The organism is Burkholderia sp. MSMB1072, from assembly GCF_001524725.1.
Taxonomy (GTDB): Bacteria; Pseudomonadota; Gammaproteobacteria; order Burkholderiales; family Burkholderiaceae; genus Burkholderia.
The window spans coordinates 204,028-229,302 of record NZ_LOYC01000071.1 but is presented as its reverse complement, the minus strand read 5'-3'; the positions used below and the strand labels follow the sequence as shown (position 1 = coordinate 229,302).

The window sequence follows — 25,275 nt, the reverse complement described above, 5'->3', positions numbered from 1 at the left end:
ACAGGCGGCGGGCGTCATGCGGCGTCGAGCGTATCCATCACGAAGCGCACACGCGCCTTCACGCTCACGCGCGGCAACTCGATCAGCCGATAGCCGTACGACGTATAGCAATCGACCATCGCGTCGTAGGTCCGCACCGCCTCCGCGAAATCCTGCCGCCGCTCGGTGTCCTGCGCATAGATGTCGGGCCACGGCGGTGCGATGAACACGCGCCGGTGATAGCGGAAACGCCGCGCCGCGGCTTCCGCGTGCGCGGGCACCGCCAACCCGGTCAGCGTCAGATAGCCGATCACGTCCGGCACGCCGCGGTCGAAGAACACCGGACCGCGCGCCTGCCGCGCGAGATGGTAGGACCGCATCTCCCAGCTCAGCATCAGCTCGGCGAACGCTGCCGGGTCGCGCCACGGCAGCGCCGGGCCGTCGACGGCCATCTGGTCGCGGATCACGCCGCGCCCGGCCTCCTGCGAGCGCGCAAACCCGGCGCGCTCGAGCGCATCGAGCAACGTGCTCTTGCCCGAACCCGGGCCGCCCGTCACGACGAAGAAGCGGCCGGTCGTGTCGTCGACCGCTTCGTCGTCGCGATCGGCGGCGCGCGGCGCAGCGGCGCCCGGCGCGGCGGCGCCCGGCGCGAACTCACGCATGCGCGACCCGCCGGCCTGCCCGCCGCGTGACAGACGCCGCGGCGGCGACGCTGCGCAAGTCGGCGACGAAGGTGTCGCGCCAGACCGACAGGTCGTTCTCGCGCAGCCGCGCGAGGTTCTCCTCGTGACGCGCCTGCCGCTCCGCGAGCGGCATCGACAGCGCGCGTTCGAGCGCCTCGGCCATCTGCGACAGGTCGTACGGATTGACGAGCAGCGCGCCGGTCAGCTCGGCCGCCGCGCCCGCGAATTCCGACAGCACGAGCACGCCCGGATCGGCTGGATCCTGCGACGCGACGTATTCCTTCGCGACGAGATTCATCCCGTCGCGCAGCGGTGTCACGTAGCCGACCTGCGACATCCGGAAGAACGCCATCAGCAGGTTGCGCTCGTACTTGCGGTTCAGGTACTGGATCGGCGTCCAGTCGAGCTGCGAGAAGCGGCCGTTGATCCGGCCGGCCTCGCCTTCGAGCGTTTCGCGGATGTGCTGATAGGTCTGCACGTCGGAACGCGTCGGCGGCGCGATCTGCAGGAGCGACACGCGCCCCTGCCAGCCCGGCGCATTCGCGAGCATCCGCTCGAACGACTGGAAGCGCTCGACGAGCCCCTTCGAGTAATCGAGACGGTCGACGCTCATCACCAGCTTGCGGTCGCCCAGCGCCTCGCGCAGCATCTTCACCGGCTTGCGCGTGCCGTACTGGACGGCCGCCTGCGCGATCGCGTCGGGATGCACGCCGATCGGATAGGCCGCGACCTTCACGACGCGGCCATGCGCGTGCAGCATCCCGTCGTCGCTCGCCGCGCCAATGCCGCGCCGCTCGATGTAGTCGGTGAAGGCCTGCTTGTCGGCCTCCGTTTGGAAACCCGCGACGTCGTACGCGCACATGAACTTCACGAGTTCCTCGTGCGGCGGCACGAGGCGCAGCATGTCCGGCGACGGAAACGGGATGTGCAGGAAGAAGCCGATCGGGTTCTTCACGCCGAGTTCGCGCAAGCAGTTCGCGAACGGCAGCAGGTGGTAGTCGTGCACCCAGATCAGGTCGTCCGGCCGCAGCAGCGCGGCGAGCTGCTTCGCGAGCATCGCGTTCACGCGCAGGTAACCGGCGTACTCCTGCCGATCGAAGCGCGCGAGATCGCCGCGGTAATGGAACACCGGCCACAGCGTCGCGTTCGAGAAGCCGCGGTAGTACTGGTCGTAGTCGCGCCGGGTCAGGCCGACCGTCGCATACGTCACGTTGCCGTCCCGCTGGATCGCGGGCTCGGCATCCGGCGTACCGACGATCTCGCCGTTCCAGCCGAACCAGACGCCGCCCGTTTCCTTCAGCGCGTCCATCACGCCGACGGCCAGACCGCCCGCGCTCGGGCGCGTGTCCTCGCCGGCGGCGACACGATTCGATACCACGATCAATCTGCTCATGCGACTTCCCCTCCTCGATTCGATTGGCTGGCGCGCAACGCACGCCGAAGCAGGCGCGGCGGCCCGAAGGCGGCCGCGCGGCGACTCAGTTCCGAGAATTGCAATGAAATACGGCGGTGGAATGCGGCGACGACCGTATCAAGCGTCCTGCTCCTGACCGAGGTCGCGTTGATAGTCGAGCCCTTCCGGGCGAGCACCACCCTGGTTGTGATCGCCGTCCGACGGCGTCTCGTCCGGCGCGCCCGCAGGCGGTGCCGATGGCGCGTCGGTCTGCGGACGCGGGCGGTCTTCCGGATGGCCGGCCGCCGCGTCAGGCGGCCGGTGTGACAACCGTTTCGAACGGCGCATGGCTGGGTGTCTCATATGCGGCGCGGCTCGAGGCCGTCGTAGAAACATTCCATAACAAAACAGTCTAGGTCGCGTCATCGCGGCCGATGGTAACAATTACCTTCAATTTGTAACGTTTCGACCCTTCGTCGAGCATCTATCCGACAATAACGCCGCCCGCGCGCACGCGGCCTGCCGCACGGCGATTTGTCAAAGCTTTGCAGTTTTCCCATGACAATTGCGAAACAATGACGCGGCATCAGGCGTGCACGCGTCGCCGCTCACCCAGACAGGACTTGCACTCAGGGATGAACATTTGTTTCGAATCGCCGCGCCGGGCCACGCCGGCGCGCGTCGTGCTGGCCGCGATCGCCACGGCCGCACTGCTGTCCGGCTGCAATTCGTTGTACAGCGAAGGCGCGACGGCCGGCGCCGGTATCGCGGGCGCCGCGATCGCCTCCAAGGTCACCAACAACGCCGCCGTCGCGACGGGCATCGGCCTCGGCGCCGTCGCCGGCGCGCGGGCCGGCGTCCAGTATACGCAACGCGTCGCGCACCGCTACACGCAGGAGCAGATCGCGAAGGCGGCCGGCCCGCTCGACGTCGGCGGCGTCGCGCCGTGGTCGACGCACCATTCGTTCCCGATCGAGGACGACGAGCAGGGCCGCGTGACGGTCAGCCGCATGATCAGCGTCGGTCCGCTCGACTGCAAGGAAATCGTGTTCGCGGTCGACACGCCGGCGAAGGCCGACAAGGCCGCGCAATCGGCGTTCTACGTCGCCACCATCTGCCGCGACGGGCCCGTGTGGAAATGGGCGTCGGCCGAACCGGCGACCGAACGCTGGGGCGCGCTGCAATGAGCGTCGCGATTCGTATCGCGGCGATCGGTGCGCTGTGCGCGGCGACGGTTGTGCTGTCGGGCTGCGGGTCGGTCGGCGCGGCGAGCGGCGCGCTGGCCGGTGCGGCGACGGGCCTCGTCACCGCGAACCCGGCGGTCGGCGTCGGTGTCGGGATCGCCGTGCAGGCCGCGACCGACGAAGCCGTCAACCGCACGATGAAGCAGCTCCATCAGAACCAGCAGGACGCGATCGCGAAGACGGCCGGCAGTCTCGCCGTCGGCGAAGTGAAGCCGTGGAAGGTGAAGAACACGCTGCCGCTCGAAAACGGCGAAGGCGAGGTGCGGGTCACACGCGCGTACTCGTCGGCGCTCGCGTTGTGCAAGGAATTCGCGTTCTCGGTGAAGGACGGCGACAAGGCCGACTGGTATTTCGCGAATGCGTGCCAGCAAGGCACGCACTGGAAGTGGGCGTCGGCGGAACCGGCCGTCGATCGGTGGGGAAATTTGCAGTAACGGGGCGATACGTGGTGCGTGGTGCGCGGCGCGTGATGCTCGAAGCACGCGAATACCGGGCCGGGTCGCACGGCCCGGCCCGGCGCGATCAGGACTCGACGTCCTCCAGGCTGAAGATTTCGGTCTGGTCGTTGTACGAGAAGATCTCGCCGTAACGGCCCCAGTCGATCACCGCGTCGAGCGTCTCCTCGGCCGCGCCGTCCGACAGGAAGTCCTCGAGCTCCTGCTCGAAGCGCACGCGCGGCGCGCGGTGGCCCGGACGCTCGTTCAGCACCTTCTTGATCCGCGCGGCGAGCGGCACGTGCTTCAGCAGGTGATCCGCGAACATCAGCTTGCGCTCCTGCGTGCCGAATTCCGCGAACACGCGCCCCGGCGGCGTCAGGAACACGTCGCCTTCGCGCACGTCCGCGAAGCCGAGGTACTGCAGCACTTCCGCGATCGGGAACAGGTCGTCGACCTCCAGATGCAGCGTGCGCGCGATTTCCGGCATGTCGGCACGACCGTGGTACGGCGCCATCGCGAGCGTCTCGATCAGGCCGGCCATCAGGTTGGTCGACACCTGCGGCAACCAGCTGCCGAGCTCGAGCCCCTTCTTCGTCGCCTCGCCGGTCTGGCGCGCGGTCATCTTCGCGTAGATGTCGTCGACCAGCTTGCGGAACGCCGGGTCGAGACGATTGCGCGGGTGCTTGAACGGCACCTTGATCTCGGCGATCACGCGGCCCGGGTTCGACGACAGCACGAGGATCCGGTCGCACATGAACACCGCTTCCTCGATGTTGTGCGTGACGATCAGCACCGACTTGATCGGCATGCGGCCCTGCGTCCACAAATCCAGCAAGTCGGTGCGCAGCGTTTCGGCGGTCAGCACGTCGAGCGCGGAGAACGGCTCGTCCATCAGCAGAATGGTCGGATCGACGACGAGCGCGCGCGCAAAGCCCACGCGCTGGCGCATCCCGCCCGACAGCTCGCGCGGATACGCGTTCTCGAAGCCGTCGAGGCCGATCAGGTCGATCGCGGCCAGCGCGCGTTCGCGCCGTTCGCGCGCGCCGACGCCGAGCGCCTCGAGCCCGGCTTCCACGTTCTGCAGCACGGTGAGCCACGGGAACAGCGCGAAGGTCTGGAACACCATCGCGACGCCCTCGGCCGGGCCGCGCAACGGCTTGCCGAGATAGGTCACCTCGCCGTCGGTCGGCTCGATCAGGCCGGCGATGATACGCAGCAGCGTCGACTTGCCCGAGCCCGATCGGCCGAGCAGGCCGACGATCTCGCCTTCACGCAGCGACAGGTTCGCATCGTCGAGCACGAGCAATTCGCCCTGCGTCTTGTTGAAGCCGCGGCAGACGTGATCGACGCGCAGGATCTCTTCACCGAGGCGCGGCGGCTGGGACGTCTGGACGGGGGCGTTTACAGCATTCGGATTGTGCATCGCGTTTCGCTCTCAATCGGTCTCAGTCGAGCCGCAGCTTCGCTTCGGCGAAGGCATACAGCGGGCGCCACAGCAGGCGGTTGAACAAGGTGACGAACAGGGACATCACGGCGATGCCCAGGATGATCTTCGGAAAATCGCCGGCGGCGGTGGTCTGCGCGATGTAGGCGCCGAGGCCGTGCGCCTCGATCCTGGTGCTGCCCCACTGCACGGCTTCCGACACGATGCTCGCGTTCCACGCGCCGCCCGATGCGGTGATCGCGCCCGTCACGTAGTACGGGAAGATGCCGGGCAGAATCGCCTGACGCCACCACTGCCAGCCGCGAATGCGGAAGTTGGTCGCCGCTTCGCGATAGTCGTTCGGGTAGGACGTTGCGCCGGCGATCACGTTGAACAGGATATACCACTGCGTGCCGAGCACGATCAGCGGCGACAGCCAGATATCCGCGTTCAGGTGGAAGCGCGCGATCACGATCACGAACACCGGGAACAGCAGGTTCGCCGGGAACGCGGCGAGGAACTGCGCGAGCGGCTGCAGCTTCTCGGCCAGCTTCGGGCGCAGCCCGACCCACACGCCGATCGGCACCCAGATCACGGAGGCGATCGAGATCAGCACGACCACGCGCAGCAGCGTGATGAGCCCGAGCACGAGCACGTGGCCGACCTCGGCCATCGTCACGCCGGTCGCGACGAAGCTGACGACGCGCCAGACGATATAGGCCGTGCCGATCAGCACGAGCCCCGCCCACGCGATGTCGACCGTGCGCGACGCCTTCTTCTCGACTTTCGGCAACGTGAAGCGCATCGCACCGGACAGCGGCAGGCGCAGCGGGATCCGCGCGGCCTTCGCGAAAAACCAGCCGGCCGGTACGAGCAGCTGATGGATCAGCCGCGTGCGGCGCACGAGGTCGAGCAGCCACGATTGCGGCGCGTCGCCCGACGCGGTGTTCTCCATCCGGAACTTGTCGGCCCACGCGATGAGCGGGCGGAACAGGAATTGGTCATACGCGAGGATCACGACCGTCATCGTCAGGATCACCCAGCCGATCGCGCCGAAGTTCTTGTCCGAGATCGCCTGCGCGAGATACGCGCCGATGCCCGGCAGCGTGATCGTCTGGTTGCCGACGGTGATCGCCTCCGACGCGACGACGAAGAACCAGCCGCCCGACATCGACATCATCATGTTCCAGATCAGGCCCGGCATCGAAAACGGCACTTCGAGCTTCCAGAAGCGTTGCCAGGACGTCAGGTGGAAGCCGCGCGACACTTCGTCCAGGTCGCGCGGCACCGTGCGCAGCGACTGGTAGAAACTGAACGTCATGTTCCACGCCTGGCTCGTGAAGATCGCGAAGATCGCGGCCAGCTCGGCGCCGAGCACGCGGCTCGGGAACAGCGCAAGGAAGAACGTGACCGTAAACGAGATGAAGCCGAGCACCGGCACCGACTGCAGGATGTCGAGGATCGGGATCAGCACCATGCCCGCGCGGCGGCTTTTCGCGGCGAGCGTGCCGTAGACGAGCGTAAACACGAGCGACGCGACCATCGCGGCGAGCATCCGCAGCGTGGTGCGCAGCGCATATTCGGGCAGGTTCGACGGATCGAGCGAGATCTTCTGCGTCTGCAGCACGCCGATCGGCGCCATCGTTTCGTGAAAGCCGACCACCGCCATCGCGATCAGGCAGATGATCAGCGGAAATGCGATGAAGTCCCACCGGTTCGGCAGCACGCGCCACGCGGATGCGTTGGCGGTCCGGTTCGGATTGAAGAATCCGACGTTCATCAGGCGCCCTCCCCGGTAAGGCCGATCGAAGCCGGCAGTCGATGTTGATTCATGGCAAAGCGCACGGGCGCGGTAATTCGATTGACTGGCGATCTCGTGCACGCGCGGCGCGCCGGGCACGCACGCATGCGCAGCCGCGGCCGGTCGAGCCGGGCCGCGACGGCACGACACTACACCAACCTGTATTTCAGGTACAACCGTCCCCGGACGGCGCAGGCAGCGCAGGGATCGTGCCCGGCGCGTGGACGGATGGCGGGCGCGCGGTACGGAACAGCCTGGCCGCAGTCCTGCGGCCGGCACGCAGGCCCGAATTATGCCGTGATCCGGGCCGGCCGTGAACCCGCCACCCGCACGCGGGCACAAACCGTGTCCGGCATCAGCAGCCGGAGACGACGAAGCAGGTATGATCGGGGCTAGCCCCCGGGGGTCGTTTCGGCCGTGTCGCGGCAATGCGCACGCGCTTCGTGTCGACAGGCCCGGGGATCGACCGACGAGCGGGAGGAAGGGAATGGCAGGAAACTTGGTGATCGTCTGTCGCGATCAGGATGCCGATGCGTTCTATGAACTCATGCAGGAGTACGGGTCGTTCCAGACGCGGCTGTCGTCCACGGCGTGGTACCTGAACATGAACGTCGTGCCTGAATCGCTGCAGGAGGAAATCCTGGAGCGTCTCGGCCGGTATACGACCGTCTACATCTTCGAGGCCACCACGGTGACCTACAACACGATCGACAGCAACGCGGCCGAGACGCTCGGCACGCTGTTCGGCGAATGACGCCGCGCGGCGCCTGCCCGGTCGGGCAGGCGCCGCGGCCGCTCAGGCGGCCTGTGCGTGACGTTCGTCGTCCTTCGGCACGACCTCGAACGGGAACGTCATCGACACGCGCAGACCGCCTTCGGGGCGATTGCCGATGTCGCACGCGCCCCCGAGCCTGAGCACGAGCCGCTCGACGATCGCGAGCCCGAGCCCGCTGTGGCCGTTCCCGCCGCGCGCGGGATCGAGCCGCACGAACGGCCGCGTGGCGGCCGCGAGGTCGCGCGGCGCGATGCCGCCGCCGCTGTCGCTGACCGACAGCACATAGCCGGTCGGCGTGCGCGCCGTCTCGACGAGCACGGGCGGTGCGCCGTACGCATGCGCGTTGTCCAGCAGGTTCGACAGGATCCGATCGAGCGTCGCCGTCGGCAGCCGGAAGCCGGGATCGGCCTCCAGCCGCGTCTGGACCGTCGGCGCGTTCGGCGCGACCGCGCGGTAACTGCGCGCGATCCGCTCGCAGGCCTGATCGACCGGCACCGGCTCGCTGCGATCGGCTCCGCCATGCGCAAATACCAGGAACTGGTCGACGATGTGCGACATCGAGTCGACGTCGCGCACGACGCCGTCGCGCAGCCGCGCGTCGTCCATCATTTCCGCCCGCAGGCGCATCCGGGCGAGCGGCGTGCGCAAGTCGTGGGCGACGCCGGCCAGCATCACCGCGCGATCGCTCTCGGCCTGCGACACCTGCTCCACCATCTGGTTGAAGCCGCGCGTGAGCTGGCGCAGCTCGCGCGGCCCGCGTTCGCGCAGCGGCGGGACCGGCTGCCCGCGGCCGAAACGCGCGACCGCGCGCGCGAGCGAGCGCAGCGGCTGCTGCAATTGCCAGGCCGCGAACAGCGCGGCGATCACGCCGGCCGAGAAGATCGTGCCGAGCCACAGCAGCATCCGGTCGAGCGAGCGCGGCGGCCGCAGCGGCTGCACGGGCACCACGATCCAGTTGCGATCGGCCGGCTCCTTCACCCACAGCACCGGCGGATGGCCGGGCGTGCCGATCTCGACCTGCGTGCCAGGCGGCATGCGGTCGCTCACGTCGTCGCGGAACCGCTTCAGCGGCGGCGGCAGCCCCGCATCGCCGCCCTTCGGCACGTCGGCGCTGTCCGGCGACACGAGCCGCACGCGCGACGGCAGCGGCTGGTCGGGCGTGCGCGCCACGTGCTGGCGCACCGCATCGACGAGGAACGCGGCCTCCTCGACCGCATAACGCGTCTGCATCTGGTTGCGCTCGAGCCGCATCGCGAAGAACCACGCGAAGTGCGACAGGAGCAGGACGCCGACGACGAGCAGCGCCAGCCGCCCGAACAGCGAATCAATGGGTTTGCGCATGGGCCTCGCCGTCGGGCACGAACACGTAGCCGCGCCCGCGGACCGTCTGGATGAAGCGCGGAGTCGACGGATCCGTTTCGAGGATGCGGCGCAGGCGCCACACCTGGACGTCGATGCCGCGGTCGGTGCCGTCGTACTCGGGCCCGTGCAGCAACTCGAGCAGCCGCTCGCGCGTGAGCGTGCGCAGCGCGTGGTTCACGAAGATCTTCAGCAGCGCGAATTCGCTGCTCGACAGTGTGGCCGGCTTGCCGTCGACCGACAGCGTGCGCGCCTGGAAGTCGAGCAGGAAGCGGCCGAACGCGAACGGCTCGCGCTGCTCGGGCGCGGCCGCCGACGGCGTCGCGCGGCGGCGGCGCAACACGGCCTGCACGCGTGCGAGCAGCTCGCGCGGGTTGAACGGCTTGCCGAGGTAGTCGTCCGCGCCGAGCTCGAGCCCGACGATGCGGTCGACGTCGTCCGCCCGCGCGGTCAGCATGATCACGGGGATGTCGTCGCCGGCCGCGCGCAACTGGCGCAGCGCGGTCAGGCCGTCCACGCCCGGCATCATCAGGTCCAGCACGATCAGGTCGGGCCGTTCGCGCTCGAGGCGTTTCTCGAGCGTCGCCGCGTCGTGCAGCACGGACACTTCCATCCCCTGGCGCACGAGATAGTCGCGCAGCAGGTCTCGGAGTTCTTGGTCGTCGTCGACGATGAGGATCTGGGTAGTCATGGCTCGAAGTTTATCGCGCGAGGGCGGAGTGGAAGAACGAAACAAAGGGGCGAAAGGGTTACTGCGGGTTACCGCGCAAGGGAACTGTAATGCACGGTAACCGGGCCGCCACCCCGCGTAACACCCGCCGGGGCCCGGATCGCTAACCTGCGTCTTACCGGATGCGGTACCCGGCTTTCCCGGCACCGCATCGCCGGACCCTTTGGATACAAGGAGTTTCTGAAATGTATAAGAAGACTTCCCGCGTGGCCATCGCGGCCGCCACCGTGCTCGCTCTCGCATTCGGCACCGCGCATGCCGCGCAGCCCAACGACATGCCGCCGCCGGGCGGCCCCGGCATGCACCGGATGCATGACGGCCACGAAGGCGGCCCGTTCGGCGCGATCATGAAACTGCACGATCAGCTGAAGCTCAACGCGTCGCAGGAGCAGCAATGGCAGGCGGCCGTCAACACGATGAAGCAGAACCGTGACGCGATGCGCAAGAGCCACGAGCAGATGCGCGAGCAGTTCAAGGCGCAGCAGAACCAGCCGATCCTCGACCTGAGCGCGATGCATTCGGCACGCCAGCAGGCGGAGGCGCAAAACGCGCAACTGCGCGAGCAGACGTCCGCCGCGTGGCTCACGTTCTACAACGGGCTGAACGACTCGCAGAAGACGATGGTCAGCACGGCGCTCAAGCAGCAGTTCGCGAAGATGGAGCAGCGCCACGAGAAGATGAAGGAGCGCTGGGAGCAGCATCGCGCGGCCGCCAAGGGCGCGTCGGCGCCGGCGCAGTAAGCCGGCGGGCCGCTCCCGCAGCGGCGCGGAAGGGGAACGCAGGCACCTGCCTGCGTTCCCCTTTTTGTTTCAGGCGACGTCGAACAGCAGCACCTCGGCCGTGCGGCCGCGCGCGAACGCCACCGCGTCCACGCCGCCGATCCGCGCGCCGTCGCCGACGGCCAGCGCGCGGCCGTTGACCTCGACCTCGCCGCGCGCCACGTGCACGTAGACGCTGCGCCCGGCCGGCACGTCGAATGCGGTCGTCTCGTCGCCGTCGATCAGCCCCGCGAAGATGCGGGCGTCCGCCCGCATCGACAGCGCGCCGTCGCCGCCGTCGGGCGCCGCGACGAGCCTCAACCGGCCGCGCTTCTCGTCGTCGGCGAAACGCCGTTCCTCGTAGCCGGGCCGCCCGCCCCGCTCGGCCGGCTGCAGCCAGATCTGCAACAGGTGCAGCGGCCGATCGCGCGACGCGTTGGTTTCACTATGCACGAGCCCCGTGCCGGCGCTCATCCGCTGGATGCCGCCGGCACGGACGATCGCGCCGCAGCCGAGGCTGTCGCGGTGCGCGAGCGCGCCGTCCAGCACGTAAGTGACGATCTCCACGTCGCGGCGCGGCTGCATCCCGAACCCGCGCGTCGGCGCGATCAGGTCCTCGCTCAGCACGCACAGCGCGCCGACGGGCGGACGCACCGGCGCATGCGCGGGCGCGGGCGCGGTGCGGCAGCCGGGCGAAAAACTGTGGCTCGATTCGAGCCAGCCGTGGCGCGTGTGGCAGCGGTCTTCGGCGCGCAGGATCTGGAACATGGGGCGGACGTTCGGGACGCAGATTGTCTGTTCGGGTTTACCTCCACTGTAGGGTGGGGTCGAACGCGCCACAATCCGTCGCCCGCGCACCGCATCGTTGCATTCGCGCAATCAATTGCCGAAATATTCGCTGCGAATACCACGATTACCGCAACAGCCGAATCGAGGAATCGGTCGACCGTGCCGGATTGCCGTTTTCCGGGTATCGCGTTCGGGTAAAATACCGCCCTTTTGGCGTTCGCCGTTCCGGCAGCCGCCAACGCCAGAGCGCCGATCGGCGATTTTTGGCCGTCTAGAATACGCCGCGGCGCCCGGTCCGACCGGCCGCGAGCGCCCCCCGGAAAGTCAGCAACAGAAGGATGGAAATGAAGAAGGCCGCCCTGTGCGCCGCCCTCGCCCTCGTGGCGGGCAGCGCCTTCGCGAAGGAGTGGAAGACCGTGCGGATCGGTGTCGATGCCAGTTACCCGCCGTTCGAGTCGACCGCGCCGAGCGGCGAGATCGTCGGTTTCGACGTGGATCTCACCAAGGAAATCTGCAAGCGGATCAACGTGAAATGCGTGTGGGTGGCGCAGGATCTCGACGGGATCATTCCGGCGCTGAAGGCGAAGAAGTACGACGTCATCGTGTCGTCGCTGACCGTCACGGACAAGCGCCGCGAGCAGATCGACTTCTCCGACAAGGTGTACGACGCGCCCGCGCGCATGATCGCGAAGACCGGCTCGCCGCTGCTGCCGACGGTCGCGTCGCTGAAAGGCAAGCGCGTCGGCGTCGAGCAGGGCTCGACGCAGGAAACCTACGCGAAGGCGTACTGGGAACCGCACGGCGTGACGATCGTTCCTTACCAGAATCAGGACCAGGTCTATACCGATCTCGGCTCGGGCCGCCTCGACGCGACGCTGCAGGATGAGCTGCAGGCCGATTACGGCTTCCTGCGCACGCCGCGCGGCAAGGGCTTCGCGTTCGCCGGGCCGGAGGTGAAGGATCCGAAGACGATCGGCGACGGCACCGCGATCGGCCTGCGCAAGGAAGATACCGACCTGAAGCACAAGATCAACCAGGCGCTGGCCGACATGCACAAGGACGGCACGTACGACAGGCTGTCGCACAAGTACTTCTCGTTCAGCGTCTATTCGGCGTCGGCTCGCTGAGCGCCGACAAGAAGAAGCAGCGGATGCGGGGGCGGCCCCGCGTCCGGGCAGTACAGGCAGTCAACCACGCGCCGCCCGCTCCCTTGCCCGCCGCTCGCGCGACGGGCGGGCCCGGCACCGTTGCCGGGGCGGACGGTCATGATACGCACGGGGCGTTCCGCGCAGCTTGGCGGGCGCGTCTTTCGCGGCGCACTGCGTGCGCCCTCAGGGACCACACCAGGGACCCCATATGTTTCTACAAGGCTACGGCCCGCTGATCCTCGCCGGCACCTGGCAAACCGTCAAACTGGCGGTGCTTTCGCTTGCGCTGTCGTTCCTGCTGGGGCTGCTCGGCGCCGGCGCGAAACTGTCGCGCAATCGCGTGACGAACGGCGTCGGCACCCTCTACACGACGCTGATCCGCGGCGTCCCCGATCTCGTGCTGATGCTGCTGCTGTTCTACAGCCTGCAGATCTGGCTGAACATGGCGACCGACGCGCTCGGCTGGGACCAGATCGACATCGATCCGTTCCTCGCCGGCGTGCTCGTGCTCGGCTTCATCTACGGCGCGTACTTCACCGAGACGTTCCGTGGCGCGTTCCTGTCGGTGCCGCGCGGCCAGCTCGAGGCCGGCAGCGCCTACGGGATGACGAACTGGCAGGTGTTCACGCGGATCATGTTCCCGCAGATGATGCGCTTCGCACTGCCGGGCATCGGCAACAACTGGCAGGTGCTCGTGAAGTCGACCGCGCTCGTGTCGATCATCGGCCTGGCCGACGTCGTGAAGGCGTCGCAGGACGCCGGCAAGGGCACGCTGCGGTTCTTCTTCTTCACGCTGATCGCGGGTGCCGTCTACCTCGCCATCACGACGATCTCGAACTTCGTGCTGATGTGGCTCGAAAAGCGCTACTCGACCGGCGTCCGCAAGGCTGACCTATGATCGAACTCATCCAAGAATACTGGCGCAACTATCTCTACACCGACGGCTATCGCATCACCGGTGTCGCGATCACGCTGTGGCTGCTGGTCGTGTCGATCGGCCTCGGCTTCTGCCTGTCGGTGCCGCTCGCCGTGGCGCGCGTGTCGAAGAAGAAATGGCTGTCGGGCGCCGTGTGGCTGTACACGTACGTGTTCCGCGGCACGCCGCTCTACGTGCAGTTGCTGCTCTGCTACACGGGCCTCTACAGCCTGCAGGTCGTGCGCGGCACGCCGATGCTCGACGCGTTCTTCCGCGACGGGATGCACTGCACGCTGCTCGCGTTCACGCTGAACACCTGCGCGTACACCACCGAAATCTTCGCGGGTGCGATCAAGGCGACATCGTACGGCGAGATCGAAGCCGCGCGCGCGTACGGAATGTCCACGTTCACGATGTACCGCCGCGTGATCCTGCCGTCGGCGCTGCGCCGCGCGCTGCCGCTGTACAGCAACGAAGTGATCCTGATGCTGCACGCGACGACGGTGGCCTTCACCGCGACCGTGCCGGACATCCTGAAGATCGCGCGCGACGTGAACTCGGCGACCTACATGTCGTTCCACGCGTTCGGCATCGCCGCCCTGCTCTATCTCGTGATCTCGTTCACGCTCGTGTGGCTGTTCCGCCAGGCCGAGCGCCGCTGGCTCGCGTATCTGCGCCCGCAAGGCAAATAAGTTTCCGCAGGAATATTGATGAATTCCCAGACTCAAAAGCTTTTCGTCGACGATCTCCACAAGCGGTACGGCGACAACGAGGTGCTCAAGGGCGTGTCGCTGAAGGCGAACTCGGGCGACGTGATCAGCGTGATCGGCTCGTCCGGTTCCGGCAAGAGCACGATGCTGCGCTGTATCAACTTCCTCGAGCAGCCGAACGCGGGCCGCATCTTCGTCGACGGCGAGGAAGTGCGCACCGCGCTCGACAAGACGGGCGCGCTGCGCGCGGCCGATTCGAAGCAGCTTCAGCGCGTGCGCACCAAGCTGTCGATGGTGTTCCAGCACTTCAACCTCTGGTCGCACATGAACGTGATCGAGAACGTGATGGAAGCGCCGGTGAACGTGCTCGGCATCCCGAAGAAGGAAGCCGAGGAGCGCGCGCGCGAATATCTCGAGAAGGTCGGCCTCGCGCCGCGCGTCGAGAAGCAGTATCCGTCGCATCTGTCCGGCGGCCAGCAGCAGCGCGTGGCGATCGCGCGTGCGCTGGCGATGCATCCGGACGTGATGCTGTTCGACGAGCCGACTTCCGCACTCGATCCGGAACTCGTGGGCGAAGTGCTGAAGGTGATGCAGAAGCTGGCCGAGGAAGGTCGCACGATGATCGTCGTCACGCACGAGATGGGTTTCGCGCGCAACGTGTCGAATCACGTGATGTTCCTGCACCAGGGCCGCGTCGAGGAAGAAGGCGTGCCGGCCGAGGTGTTCGCGAACCCGAAAAGCGAACGCCTGCGCGGCTTCCTGTCCGGCAGCCTCAAGTAACGCCCGTCACCCGCCACGCCCGAACGGGCGCCCCGCGGTTCGCCGCGCGGCGCCCGTTTTGCGTTTACGCGGCGCTCACCGGCGCGCCGTCGGCGAACGCGCGCAGTTCGTCGCCCGCCAGCCGGTAACGCACCCACTCGCTCTGCGGCGCCGCGCCGACGCGCTCGTAGAAGCGGATCGCCGGCTCGTTCCAGTCGAGCACGCTCCATTCGAAACGCCCGCAGCCCGACTCGACCGCGATCCGCGCGAGCGCCTTCAGCAGCCGCAGCCCCGCGCCGGCGCCGCGAAAACGCGGCGACACGTACAGATCCTCCAGATACAGCCCCTGCCGCGCGAGCCACGTCGAATACGAGAAGAAATACACAGCGAAGCCGGCCGGCTCGCCGTCGACCTCGCACATCAGCGTACGCGCGGGCGAGCCTTCGCCGAACAGGCTGCGCTCGAGCGATTCCGGCGTCGCGACGACTTCGTGCTCGGCCTTCTCGTAGACGGCCAGTTCGGTGATGAAGCGCAGGATCAGCGGCACGTCGGCGACGGTGGCGGAACGGATATCGATTTGCACGGTGGTGAGCCCTCCTTCGGCCCGGACGGAAAACGGAATACGGCGCCGGCGCTCCCGCATCTGGCGCCGGTGAGATCGACATGCTACGTTCACGGCGCAACTGCAGGAAGTGCAGTTTCTTCATCCGGACATGAACATGATGCATCCCGACCTGCGCCGCCTCGACCTGAACCTGCTGCTCGTGTTCGACGCGTTGTACCGCCACCGGTCGGTCGCGGCGGCCGCGCATGAACTCGCGCTGAGCCCGTCGGCGTTGAGCCATGCGCTCGCCCGGCTGCGCGACGCGATCGGCGATGCGCTGTTCGTGCGCCTCGGCAACGAGATGCAGCCCACCGTGCGCGCCGACGACATCGCCACATGGGCCGGCGACGCACTCGATGCGATGTCGAAGGGGCTCGCCCGCGCGCGCCGCTTCGATCCCGCGCAAAGCGACCGTACGTTCGTGTTCGCCGCGACCGACTACACGGCGTTCGCGGTGCTGCCTGCGTTTCTGGCCCGCATCCAGCACGTGGCGCCGCACCTGCGGATCCGCGTCGTCCATTCGGACCGCAAGATTTCCGTCGACGAGCTCGCGGCCGGCCGCATCGACTTCGCGCTCGGCTACCACGAGGAATCGGCGGCCGACGCGCCCGGCATCGAGGATTTCGACTGGTTCTCCGACGACTATGTCGTGATCGCGAGCGCCACGCATCCTGACGTCCGTCGGCGGCTGACGCTCGACCAGTATCTGGCGGCCCGCCACGTGGTCGTCACGCCGTGGAACGAAGCGCGCGGCGTCGTCGATCACGTGCTCGACCGGCTCGGCCTCGCGCGCCATGTGGCCGTGCAGTTGCCGACCGTGCTCGCCGCGCCGTTCGTGATCGCGGAGTCGGCACTCCTGATGACCGTGCCGAACCGCGCCGCGCAGGCGCTGCGCCACGCGGCGCCGATCCGCATCTTCCCCGCGCCATTCGAGATCCCGCGCTACACGGTGAAGGTCTACTCGCATGCGAAGCACGCGCGCACCGATGCGCATCGCTGGATTCGCGCCCAGTTGCTCGACGCGCGACCAAGTCCGGACTAAGCGCCGCCGCGCGAAGCAGGACAGGCGTTTCAGGCGTCGATCGACGATGGCGGCAATCGCCCGAATCATTACGAAATACTTACCAATTTCGCGACTTTCGCGCTTACGCCGGCGCCCCGGCAACGTCAATAGTGGCAATCCTTGACCCATGCCCGCGGAATCCATGTCTCCCTTGTGGGACAAGGGTTTTCCGGCAATCGAGCACCCTTGCCCCCCCTGTTGCGCAGCGTGTTGCATGGCAATTTGGCGACAGCGGTTAGTCAAACAACGATTTCCGTCGCCACAAAATTGTATTTTTGCTAAATTAGTAACCAAAGTAGCAAAACGAAGTTCGTGAAATGTAGTTTAGCTTCACGACACAACAAGGAGACCCCGCAGGCCGACCCGGCTGCGCGGGACCGCTCAACGGTTTTCCGTCTGCTTGCCCGCGTGCTGCGCTTACCGGCCCTGCACGAGGTCTCCCTGGTTATCCCGCTTTTGCCCGGCGCTCGCGCTCCGGGCATCTCGTGCAGTCTGGGTTGACTTTTTGACAGGGTATGGAGGAGATGATGAAGAAAGCTTTGGTCGCGGCCGCGCTGATGGCTGCTGGGGTGGTGACGGCGCACGCGCAGAGCAGCGTCACGCTGTATGGCCGCCTGGATGCAGGCATCGAGTACATGAACGGCCTGCAGAACGGCCACCAAGTGCGCGCGGAAAGCGGCGACTGGGGCACGAGCCTGTGGGGCTTGAAGGGCAGCGAAGACATCGGCGGCGGCAACAAGATCCTGTTCCACCTCGAAGGCGCGTTCAACACGATGACGGGCGGCTTCAGCGGCTCGATCTGGGATCGTTTCGCGACCGTCGGTATCTCCAACGACCGTTACGGTACGCTGCTGTTGGGTCGCGAACTCGCGATCGCCAACGGCGTGTGGGACTTCGACCCGTTCGGCCAGTCGTCGTGGTCGACGGCCTCGCTGGTGCGCGGCCGTAACTGGAACAAGACCAGCAACAACGTGTCGTACCAGTCGCCGTCGCTCTACGGCCTCGACTTCTACGGCCAGTTCTCGTTCTCGAACTCGACCAGCTTCAACGGCAACACGACGGCCGGCCAACCGGGCCGTGCAATGGGCGCGCAGGTCACCTACACGAACTCGCTGTTCCAGTTGCGCGGCATCTACGACGAAACGCGCGACAGCAACGGCCGCTTCTCGGACGTGTTCAACTACTCGCGTGAATACTTCGCGGGCGTGAACGTGTTCCTCGGCCAGTTCAAGGTTCAGGCGGCCTACCAGGCATCGCGCGCCGACGGCAGCGGTGGCCCGGCAGTGAACGCCGGCGTGACGGGTACGCAACAGGTGTGGGGCGGCGTGACGTGGCAAGCAACGCCGGCAGCGGCGCTGATCGCAGCCGTGTATCACGTGAATGCGAACCACGGCGGCGGCAACGCGAACATCTACACGGTCGGCGGCTCGTACAACATCTCGAAGCGCACGCTGTTCGACCTGCAGGTCGCGACGGTGCGCAACAGCAAGAACGCGAACTTCGGCCTGAACGCGAACGGCGCCGGTACGGCCGTGTCGACGGGCAACCCGAATCCGGGCGGCAGCCAGACCGGCGTCTACGCCGGCATCCAGCACCTGTTCTGATCAGGCGCCGTCAAAGAACGATTCGACAACACTTTCCACGCTGCTGCGAGAGGCGCGTATCGGTGCGGTACCCAACCGGGTATCCGCACCGTTTTTTCTTGGGCGGCGGGTTCGTGCGACCGCGGCCCGATCGGCAGACGCGGCCGCGATCGAGCGAATGGCGCGGACGCAGCGCTCAGACGGCCGCTTCGTTCTCTTCGCCGGTGCGAATGCGGATCACGCGCTCGACGTCCGACACGAAGATCTTGCCGTCGCCGATCTTGCCGGTGCGCGCCGCACCGATCACCGCGTCGATCACCTGATCGACCTGCGCTTCGGCGACGACCACCTCGATCTTCATCTTCGGCAGGAAGTCGACGACGTATTCGGCGCCGCGATACAGCTCGGTATGGCCCTTCTGGCGACCGAAGCCCTTCACTTCCGTCACGGTCAGGCCCGTGAGACCCACTTCGGCGAGCGCTTCGCGGACTTCGTCCAGCTTGAACGGCTTGATGATGGCGGTGATGCGTTTCATGATGGATGTCCCTCAATGCTCGTTTGGATGAAAAATCGCGTTCCCGATTGTAAGCCGGCGGGCCGCATCCGGCCCAGCACCGCTCAATCGAGCCGTTCGGTAAAGCATGATGTAATCGGGTAGCGCCAGTCGCGCCCGAATGCGCGATGCGTGACGCGGATGCCGATCGGCGCCTGGCGGCGCTTGTATTCGTTGATCTTGATGAGCCGCGTCACGCGCTCGACGTCGGCCCGCGCGTAGCCGGCCGCGACGATCTCGGCGAGCGGCCGGTCCTCTTCCATGTACATCCGCATGATCGCGTCGAGCACGTCGTACGGCGGCAGGCTATCCTGGTCGGTCTGGTTCTCGCGCAACTCGGCCGACGGCGCGCGCGTCAGGATCCGTTCGGGAATCACGTCGCGCAGCCCGTAATCGGCCGTTTCGTTGCGATAGCGGCACAGCCGGTACACGAGCGTCTTCGCGATGTCCTTGATCACCGCGAAACCGCCGGCCATGTCGCCGTACAGCGTGCAGTAGCCGACCGCCATCTCGCTCTTGTTGCCGGTCGTCAGCACGATCGAGCCGAACTTGTTCGACAGCGCCATCAGCAGCGTGCCGCGGATGCGTGCCTGGATGTTCTCCTCCGTCGCATCTTCCGCGCGGCCCGCGAACTCGCCCGCGAGCGCGGCGCGGAAGGCATCGAACATCGGCGCGATCGCGATCTCGTCGTAGCGCACGCCGACGCGCCGCGCCATCTCCGCCGCGTCCGTCGTCGAGATGTCGGCCGTGAAGCGCGACGGCATCATCACCGCGCGCACGCGCTCGGGCCCGAGCGCATCGCACGCGACGGCCAGCACCAGCGCCGAATCGACGCCGCCCGACAGCCCGATCAGCACGCCGGGAAAGCCGTTCTTGCCGATGTAGTCGCGCACGCCGGTGACGAGCGCGCGATACACCTGCGCGTGAGTCGATAGCTCGGGTGCGATCGCACCGGGCAGCGGCCGCGCGCCGTCGAATTCGACGATCGCGTGCCCTTCGTCGAACTGCGGCATCTTCGCGACGAGCGCACCCTGCGCGTCGAGCACGAACGAACCGCCGTCGAACACGAGTTCGTCCTGGCCGCCGACGAGGTTCACGTACACCATCGGCAGCCCGGTCTCGCGAATCCGCGCGCGCAGGATGTCGATGCGCACCGCTTCCTTGTTCATGTGATACGGCGAGCCGTTCGGAATCAGCAGCACCTGCGCGCCGGCCGCCTTCGCGATCTGCGCGGCCGACGCATGCCACGCGTCCTCGCAGATGATCACGCCGTATTTCACGCCGTTCAGCTCGAACACGAGCGGCTCGGTGTCGGTCGCGAAATAGCGCTTCTCGTCGAACACCTCGGCGTTCGGCAGATCCTGCTTGCGGTAGGTGCCGACGATCTCGCCGCCGACGATCAGCGACACCGCGTTGAAGGTGTCGGTGGGCGGCACGCCGCGCTCGATCGGGCGGTTTGCATTACCATCGACGGCTGACGCGCTGCCCGCACCGCCGCCCGGCCCCCGCAACGGATGGCCGACCAGCACCGCGAGCCCGTCGAACGCCTTCAGTGCGTCGGCGAGCGCGTCGAGCGCGGCGGCCGCCGCCGCGTAGAACGCGGGCCGCAGCAGCAGGTCTTCGGGCGGATAGCCGGACAGCACGAGTTCGGGTGCGACCATCAATTGCGCACCATCGTTGTGCGCGGCACGCGCGGCCGCGACGATGCGCGCGACGTTGCCGGCGAAATCGCCGACGGTGGCGTTGATCTGGGCGAGAGCGAGTCGGGTCTTCATGGCGGGATCGGCGCAACCCGGCGGCGCGCCTTGAACGGCTAACGAAATCGACCTGGGCGCGGGCCATGGCGGCCCGCACCCGGCAACATCCAACGGTACGGATTCACGCTTGAAACACGAACGCATCGATTATCGCACGGGCATCCTGTCGTCCCCCGCCGAGGTGCCGGCCGACGAATGGAACGCGCTGCTCGCGCGCGACGCGCAGCCCACGCCGTTCCTACGCCACGAATTCCTCGACGCACTGCACGTCGCGCGCTGCGCGGTGGACGACACCGGCTGGTCGCCGCACTTCGTCACGCTGACCGACCCGCGCACCGGCCGCCTCGCGGCCGCCGCCCCCGTCTATGCGAAACAGCATTCGTACGGCGAATACGTGTTCGACTGGGCGTGGGCCGATGCGTACCAGCGCAACGACCTGCCCTATTACCCGAAGCTGCTGTGCGCCGTGCCGTTCACGCCGGTGCAGGGCACGCGGCTGCTCGCGGCCGACGACGACGCGCGCCGCCGGCTCGCGGCCACGCTGCTCGCGTTCGCCGAGCAGAGCGACGTGTCGTCGCTGCACGTACTGTTCCCGACCGGCGACGAAGCGCGGCTCCTCGAATCGATGGGCATGATGCTGCGCGAAGGCGTGCAGTTCCACTGGCTCAACGACGGCTACCGCCACTTCGACGATTTCCTCGGCACGCTCGAGCAGAAGAAGCGCAAGAACATCCGCGCGGAGCGGCGCAAGGTGCACGACGCGGGCGTGACCTTCCGGCGGCTCACCGGCGATCGAATCACCGACGCCGACTGGCGCTTCTTCTCGCGCTGCTATCGACAGACCTACCGCGAGCACTATTCGAGCCCGTACCTGAACCTCGACTTCTTCCGCACGATCGGCGCGACGATGCCGGAGAACCTGCTGCTCGTGATCGCGGAAGCCGACGGCCGGCCGATCGCGAGCGCGCTCGCCGTGTACCGGCGCGGCGAACACGGCGGCGGCACGCTGTACGGCCGCTACTGGGGTGCGATCGAGCACGTGCCCTGCCTGCACTTCGAAACGGCCTACTACCAGTTGCTCGAGTTCTGCATCGAGGCCGGGCTCGACACGTTCGAGGGCGGCGCGCAGGGCGAGCACAAGCTCGCTCGCGGTTTCCTGCCGACCGTCACGCACTCCGCGCACTGGCTCGCGCATCCGGCTTTTTCCGACGCGGTCGCGCGCTTTCTCGAACGCGAGACCGAGCATATCCACGCGTACGTCGACGAACTGCGCGAGCACGATCCGTTTCGGCGCGGCGCCGGCTAGCGTCATCCCGCGCACCGGCATGCGGCGAAGCCACGCATGGGCTCGCCGCATGCCGCACGGCCGCCGCCGGCTCAGTGCGCGGCGAGCGTCACCGTCTGCGACAGCGCCTGCGGGTCGCGCGACGACGCGGCCGCCGACAGCCCGTAGCTGCCCGCGCCGATCCGCCATGCGTGCGCGCTCGCATCCCACACCGCGAAGCGCTGCGCCGGCACCGCGACGCTGACCGTGCGCGCCTCGCCCGGCTGCAGCGCGACCTTGGTCCAGCCGACGAGCCGCTTCGGCGGCTCGCCGAGCGACGCGGGCAGCGCCGCGTAGATCTGCACCGTATGCGTACCGGCGCGCGCCCCGGTATTCGTCACCGTCACGCCGACCGTCACGTTGCCCGCGGCGTCGGCCTGTGCCGACATCGCCGACAACGCATACGTCGTGTACGACAGCCCATAGCCGAACGGGAACAGCGGCTCGATCGCCTTCGCGTCGAACCACCGATAGCCGTACGCGAGCCCTTCCGCATAAACGTTCTGCAGGTTCGACGGATCGATCGTCGGCTGCGGCAGGTCGGCCTCCTGCTTCGGGAACGTCAGCGGCAGCCGGCCCGACGGATTCGCGTCGCCGAACAGCAGGTCGGCGATCGCCTGGCCGCCTTGCGCGCCCGGATACCACACGTCCAGCACGCCATGCACGTTCGCGAGCCACGGCATCAGCACCGGGCTGCCGTTCTCGAGCACGACGATCACGCGCTTGGCCTTCGCGGCGACCGCGGCGATCAGTGCGTTCTGGTCGTATTGCTGGTTGTACGGGTCCGCCTTCGCATCGGGCAGCGACAGGCTCGCAAGGTCGAGCCCTTCCGTCTGCCACTGCGTGGCGAACACGATCGCGACATCGGCCTGTGCGGCCGCGCTCGCCGCGGCATTCGCGTCGGTGCCGTCGAGATAGCTGACCGACGCGTTCGGCGCCTTCGCGCGAATCGCCGCGAGCGGCGCGGACTTGTACCAGGTCGCGCAGCCGCCGAACAGCATGTCGGCCGGTTGCTGGCAGGACGTCACCGCGTTGCCGTCGATCGCCGGCACCGCCCCCGAGCCGCCGCCCGACAGCACGCCCGCGTCCGCATGGCCGCCAATCACGACGACCGACTTGAGCGCGCCGGCGGCGAGCGGCAGCACCGGCTGCGTGTCGCTCGGCGCGGCCGCGTTCTTCAGCAGCACCGCCGCTTGCCGTGCGATCGCGAGCGCATCGGCGTTGCCGGCGGCTTCGTCGATCGCGCCGCCCGGCTTCGGCGGCGCGTCCATCACGCCGATGCGGATCAGCGTGCGCAGCTTGCGCTGCACCATGTCGTTCAGCCGCGCGACCGACACGCTGCCGGCCTGCAGCGCCGCGCGCAGCTTCGAATTGAAGTACGAGCCGAGCGGCGCGTTGCCGTCGTCGGCCGCGCCCGGCTGCTCCTCGTCGAGCCCGGCCTGCACGGCCGCGACCGTCGAGTGCGTCGCGCCCCAGTCGGACTGCACGACGCCCTTGAAACCCCACTCGTTCTTCAGCACCGTCGTCAGCAAATACGGGTTCTCGCACGCATACACGCCGTTCAGCTTGTTGTACGAGCACATCACGTTGCCCGGCTGGCCGTCCTTCACGCCGATCTCGAACGCGAGCAGTTCCGCCTCGCGCATGGTTCGCTCGTCGACGACCGAATCGACCGTCATCCGGTTGGTTTCCTGGTCGTTGAACGCGAAATGCTTGATCGTCGCGATCACCTTCTGCGCCTGCGTGGCCTGCGTGCGCGCGGCGCTCAGCGTGCCCGCGAGCACCGGATCCTCGCCCATGTATTCGAAGGTGCGGCCGTTGCGCGGCTCGCGCGCGAGGTTCACGCCCCCGCCGAGCCCCTCCGCGAAACCGAGCGCGCGCAGCTCGAGCGCGATGCGCGTGCCGTAGGCGCCCGCGAGCGCCGGATCCCACGTCGCCGCAAGCGCGACCGGCGCGGGCAGCGCGGTGACGCGCGCATTCTTCACGTTCACGCCGCCCGCCGAATCGGCGCTGCTGACCGCCGGAATGCCGAGCCGCGGCACGCCCGGGATGTAGCTCGCGCCGTTCAGCGCATCGGCGGGAAACGGACCGCCCAGGCTGAGCGCCGGCATGCCGGTGCCATGCACGAGCTGCAGCTTTTCGTCGGTCGTCAGCTGCGCGACGAGGGCCGTCGCGCGCTGGTCGGCTGCCGCGTCGGGGTCGGTCGGGGCGTGAATGTCGTCGCCGCCGCACGATGCAAGCAACACCGTGAGCGCGCACGCGGACGCAATCGTCGAACACCGGAACAGCGAAGTTTTCATTGATCCTCCAGAATCGTTCTGTTAGTACTTGTCGTCTCACTCCAGCGTCCAAGTCTAAAAATCGACCGGTCACCACGCTTGACCGGCAGGAGCATGCGTTGACCTCTCGCAGCGGGGACAAACCCGAACGGCATGACGACAGGGAGACAGACATGGAGTTGCAACAGAAATCGGTATCCGTCCGGATCTACCGCTGGTTGTGCGAAGACGCGCGTGCGAACGGCATCGATCCCGCACCGCTTTACGAAACGCTCGGCATCGGGCCGGCCGAGCTCGCCGACGACACGCGCCGCATCGCGGGCGACCGGCACGTGGCCGCGATGCAACTGACGAGCGGCTGGCCGCTGTCGTGGCATCGCCCGCCGCCGCAGGTCGTGCCGTGGCTCGTGCCGTTTCCCGAACTCGCGGGCATCACGTGCAATGCGGCGACGCTGCGCGACGCGCTGCACGGCTACCTGCACTATCGCGAGCTGATCGGCAACGTCGACTGGGTATTCGCGCACGAGAACGGCGACGCGATCGCGCTCGAGTACGTGAACGAAGGCGACGGCCGGCACGCGGGCAGCGCGTTCGCGAACCTCGCGATCCTCGCGGCGCTCGCGCGCCTGTACGATCCGCACGTGCACGTCGACGAAGCCGCATTCGCCGGCCGCGCATTCGCGCCCGTCGCCGCGCTGCGCGACATGCTCGGCGCGCCGCTGTCGTTCGATGCCGCACACAACCGCATCGTGCTGCGCTCCGCGCACTTCGACACGCCGTTCGAGCGCTACAACGCGCCGCTCGCCGGCATCCAGCGTCATGCGGCCGACGCCGCGCGCGAGCGCGTGCGCGCACGTTCGACGTTCGGCTCGTCGGTCGAGCAATGCGTGCGCGACTGGCTGCGCACGTCCGACGAAGCCGACGTGCCGACCGATACGCTGATGCAGCACGTATGCACGCGCTTCGCGATGTCGCGCTGGACGTTGCGCCGGCGCCTACATCGCGAAGCGGTCGGTTTTCACGCGCTCGTCGCGCAGGCGCGGCTCGGCGAGGCACGCGACCTGCTGCTCAACACGCGGTTGCCGATCGGCGAGATCGGCGTGCGCGTCGGCTTCCGTTCGACGAGCGCGTTCACGCGCTTCTTCACGCGCGAACTCGGTGCGGCGCCGAGCCGCTTTCGCGACGGGCATGGCGACCGGTGGCGTTGA

General features: G+C 67.7%; 24 protein-coding genes. 12 read left to right on the top strand and 12 right to left on the bottom strand.

Annotated elements, in window-relative coordinates:
* Positions 1-14 precede the first annotated feature (14 nt).
* From WS89_RS30975 to WS89_RS33430, 3 genes are all read right to left on the bottom strand, one after another.
* Positions 15-641, bottom strand: coding sequence for an AAA family ATPase (locus WS89_RS30975; protein WP_059795841.1), 627 nt, complete (start codon positions 639-641; stop codon positions 15-17).
* Positions 634-2,055: an alpha,alpha-trehalose-phosphate synthase (UDP-forming) gene (otsA, locus tag WS89_RS30970; protein WP_059795839.1), complete on the bottom strand. Its 1,422-nt coding sequence runs from the start codon at positions 2,053-2,055 to the stop codon at positions 634-636. Before otsA ends, WS89_RS30975 begins: the two co-directional genes overlap by 8 nt.
* 138 nt (positions 2,056-2,193) lie before the next feature.
* Positions 2,194-2,403, bottom strand: coding sequence for a hypothetical protein (locus WS89_RS33430; RefSeq protein WP_082742018.1), 210 nt, complete (start codon positions 2,401-2,403; stop codon positions 2,194-2,196).
* A 287-nt stretch (positions 2,404-2,690) separates the two neighbouring features.
* Here WS89_RS33430 and WS89_RS30965 point away from each other — a divergent pair, with 287 nt between their 5' ends.
* Together WS89_RS30965 and WS89_RS30960 are read left to right on the top strand one after the other, a co-directional pair.
* Complete coding sequence (locus WS89_RS30965; protein WP_059795837.1) at positions 2,691-3,242, top strand: hypothetical protein; 552 nt, start codon at positions 2,691-2,693, stop codon at positions 3,240-3,242.
* A complete protein-coding gene (locus WS89_RS30960; protein ID WP_059795994.1) occupies positions 3,239-3,733 on the top strand; it encodes a hypothetical protein in 495 nt (164 codons plus the stop codon). Before WS89_RS30965 ends, WS89_RS30960 begins: the two co-directional genes overlap by 4 nt.
* 88 nt (positions 3,734-3,821) lie before the next feature.
* Here WS89_RS30960 and WS89_RS30955 read toward each other — a convergent pair whose 3' ends face one another.
* Both WS89_RS30955 and WS89_RS30950 read right to left on the bottom strand, forming a co-directional pair.
* On the bottom strand, positions 3,822-5,159 hold the full coding sequence (locus tag WS89_RS30955) for an ABC transporter ATP-binding protein (RefSeq protein WP_034208090.1): 1,338 nt from the start codon (positions 5,157-5,159) through the stop codon (positions 3,822-3,824).
* A 22-nt stretch (positions 5,160-5,181) separates the two neighbouring features.
* Positions 5,182-6,939, bottom strand: a complete 1,758-nt coding sequence (locus tag WS89_RS30950) for an ABC transporter permease (RefSeq protein WP_059504874.1) — start codon at positions 6,937-6,939, stop codon at positions 5,182-5,184.
* Positions 6,940-7,447: 508 nt separating this feature from the next.
* Here WS89_RS30950 and WS89_RS30945 point away from each other — a divergent pair.
* On the top strand, positions 7,448-7,714 hold the full coding sequence (locus tag WS89_RS30945) for a double-stranded DNA-specific endonuclease (RefSeq protein WP_011545926.1): 267 nt from the start codon (positions 7,448-7,450) through the stop codon (positions 7,712-7,714).
* A 42-nt stretch (positions 7,715-7,756) separates the two neighbouring features.
* On the opposite strand, the gene WS89_RS30940 is transcribed toward WS89_RS30945, so the two are convergent.
* Together WS89_RS30940 and WS89_RS30935 are read right to left on the bottom strand one after the other, a co-directional pair.
* Complete coding sequence (locus tag WS89_RS30940) at positions 7,757-9,076, bottom strand: ATP-binding protein (RefSeq protein WP_059504872.1); 1,320 nt, start codon at positions 9,074-9,076, stop codon at positions 7,757-7,759.
* The gene (locus WS89_RS30935; RefSeq protein WP_006493394.1) at positions 9,060-9,785 is read right to left on the bottom strand and encodes a response regulator; all 726 of its coding nucleotides are present in this window, start codon (positions 9,783-9,785) and stop codon (positions 9,060-9,062) included. The genes WS89_RS30940 and WS89_RS30935 overlap by 17 nt, the downstream gene beginning before the upstream one ends.
* A gap of 224 nt (positions 9,786-10,009) precedes the next feature.
* Between WS89_RS30935 and WS89_RS30930 the strand changes: the two genes are divergently transcribed.
* The gene (locus tag WS89_RS30930) at positions 10,010-10,564 is read left to right on the top strand and encodes a periplasmic heavy metal sensor (RefSeq protein WP_034208093.1); all 555 of its coding nucleotides are present in this window, start codon (positions 10,010-10,012) and stop codon (positions 10,562-10,564) included.
* A 69-nt stretch (positions 10,565-10,633) separates the two neighbouring features.
* Here WS89_RS30930 and WS89_RS30925 read toward each other — a convergent pair whose 3' ends face one another.
* Positions 10,634-11,350, bottom strand: coding sequence for a pirin family protein (locus tag WS89_RS30925; RefSeq protein ID WP_059795835.1), 717 nt, complete (start codon positions 11,348-11,350; stop codon positions 10,634-10,636).
* A 365-nt stretch (positions 11,351-11,715) separates the two neighbouring features.
* Here WS89_RS30925 and WS89_RS30920 point away from each other — a divergent pair, with 365 nt between their 5' ends.
* The 4 genes from WS89_RS30920 to WS89_RS30905 all read left to right on the top strand — a co-directional run bounded on the left by WS89_RS30920 (position 11,716) and on the right by WS89_RS30905 (position 14,925).
* Positions 11,716-12,498 carry an ABC transporter substrate-binding protein gene (locus WS89_RS30920; protein ID WP_059795992.1) on the top strand — a complete coding sequence of 261 codons (783 nt, stop codon included), beginning with the start codon at positions 11,716-11,718 and terminating at the stop codon, positions 12,496-12,498.
* A gap of 229 nt (positions 12,499-12,727) precedes the next feature.
* Positions 12,728-13,417 (top strand): ABC transporter permease, encoded by a 690-nt coding sequence (locus WS89_RS30915; RefSeq protein WP_034208096.1) that lies wholly within the window; start codon positions 12,728-12,730, stop codon positions 13,415-13,417.
* Positions 13,414-14,127: an ABC transporter permease gene (locus WS89_RS30910; RefSeq protein ID WP_034208097.1), complete on the top strand. Its 714-nt coding sequence runs from the start codon at positions 13,414-13,416 to the stop codon at positions 14,125-14,127. Before WS89_RS30915 ends, WS89_RS30910 begins: the two co-directional genes overlap by 4 nt.
* A gap of 18 nt (positions 14,128-14,145) precedes the next feature.
* Positions 14,146-14,925 (top strand): ABC transporter ATP-binding protein, encoded by a 780-nt coding sequence (locus WS89_RS30905; RefSeq protein WP_059504866.1) that lies wholly within the window; start codon positions 14,146-14,148, stop codon positions 14,923-14,925.
* A 64-nt stretch (positions 14,926-14,989) separates the two neighbouring features.
* On the opposite strand, the gene WS89_RS30900 is transcribed toward WS89_RS30905, so the two are convergent.
* Complete coding sequence (locus WS89_RS30900; protein WP_059795833.1) at positions 14,990-15,487, bottom strand: GNAT family N-acetyltransferase; 498 nt, start codon at positions 15,485-15,487, stop codon at positions 14,990-14,992.
* 136 nt (positions 15,488-15,623) lie between these two features.
* On the opposite strand from WS89_RS30900, the gene WS89_RS30895 reads away from it, so the two are divergent.
* Together WS89_RS30895 and WS89_RS30890 are read left to right on the top strand one after the other, a co-directional pair.
* Positions 15,624-16,550 carry a LysR family transcriptional regulator gene (locus WS89_RS30895; protein ID WP_059795990.1) on the top strand — a complete coding sequence of 309 codons (927 nt, stop codon included), beginning with the start codon at positions 15,624-15,626 and terminating at the stop codon, positions 16,548-16,550.
* 545 nt (positions 16,551-17,095) lie between these two features.
* The gene (locus tag WS89_RS30890; RefSeq protein WP_059795988.1) at positions 17,096-18,175 is read left to right on the top strand and encodes a porin; all 1,080 of its coding nucleotides are present in this window, start codon (positions 17,096-17,098) and stop codon (positions 18,173-18,175) included.
* 175 nt (positions 18,176-18,350) lie between these two features.
* On the opposite strand, the gene WS89_RS30885 is transcribed toward WS89_RS30890, so the two are convergent.
* Positions 18,351-18,689, bottom strand: a complete 339-nt coding sequence (locus WS89_RS30885; RefSeq protein ID WP_006398637.1) for a P-II family nitrogen regulator — start codon at positions 18,687-18,689, stop codon at positions 18,351-18,353.
* A gap of 83 nt (positions 18,690-18,772) precedes the next feature.
* Positions 18,773-20,482: an NAD+ synthase gene (locus WS89_RS30880; RefSeq protein ID WP_059795830.1), complete on the bottom strand. Its 1,710-nt coding sequence runs from the start codon at positions 20,480-20,482 to the stop codon at positions 18,773-18,775.
* A 109-nt stretch (positions 20,483-20,591) separates the two neighbouring features.
* Here WS89_RS30880 and WS89_RS30875 point away from each other — a divergent pair, with 109 nt between their 5' ends.
* Positions 20,592-21,770: a GNAT family N-acetyltransferase gene (locus WS89_RS30875; RefSeq protein ID WP_059795828.1), complete on the top strand. Its 1,179-nt coding sequence runs from the start codon at positions 20,592-20,594 to the stop codon at positions 21,768-21,770.
* A 71-nt stretch (positions 21,771-21,841) separates the two neighbouring features.
* Here the strand turns inward: WS89_RS30875 and WS89_RS30870 are convergent, their stop codons facing one another.
* A complete protein-coding gene (locus WS89_RS30870) occupies positions 21,842-24,088 on the bottom strand; it encodes a glycoside hydrolase family 3 C-terminal domain-containing protein (RefSeq protein WP_059795827.1) in 2,247 nt (748 codons plus the stop codon).
* A gap of 152 nt (positions 24,089-24,240) precedes the next feature.
* Here WS89_RS30870 and WS89_RS30865 point away from each other — a divergent pair, with 152 nt between their 5' ends.
* The gene (locus WS89_RS30865) at positions 24,241-25,275 is read left to right on the top strand and encodes a helix-turn-helix transcriptional regulator (protein WP_059795825.1); all 1,035 of its coding nucleotides are present in this window, start codon (positions 24,241-24,243) and stop codon (positions 25,273-25,275) included.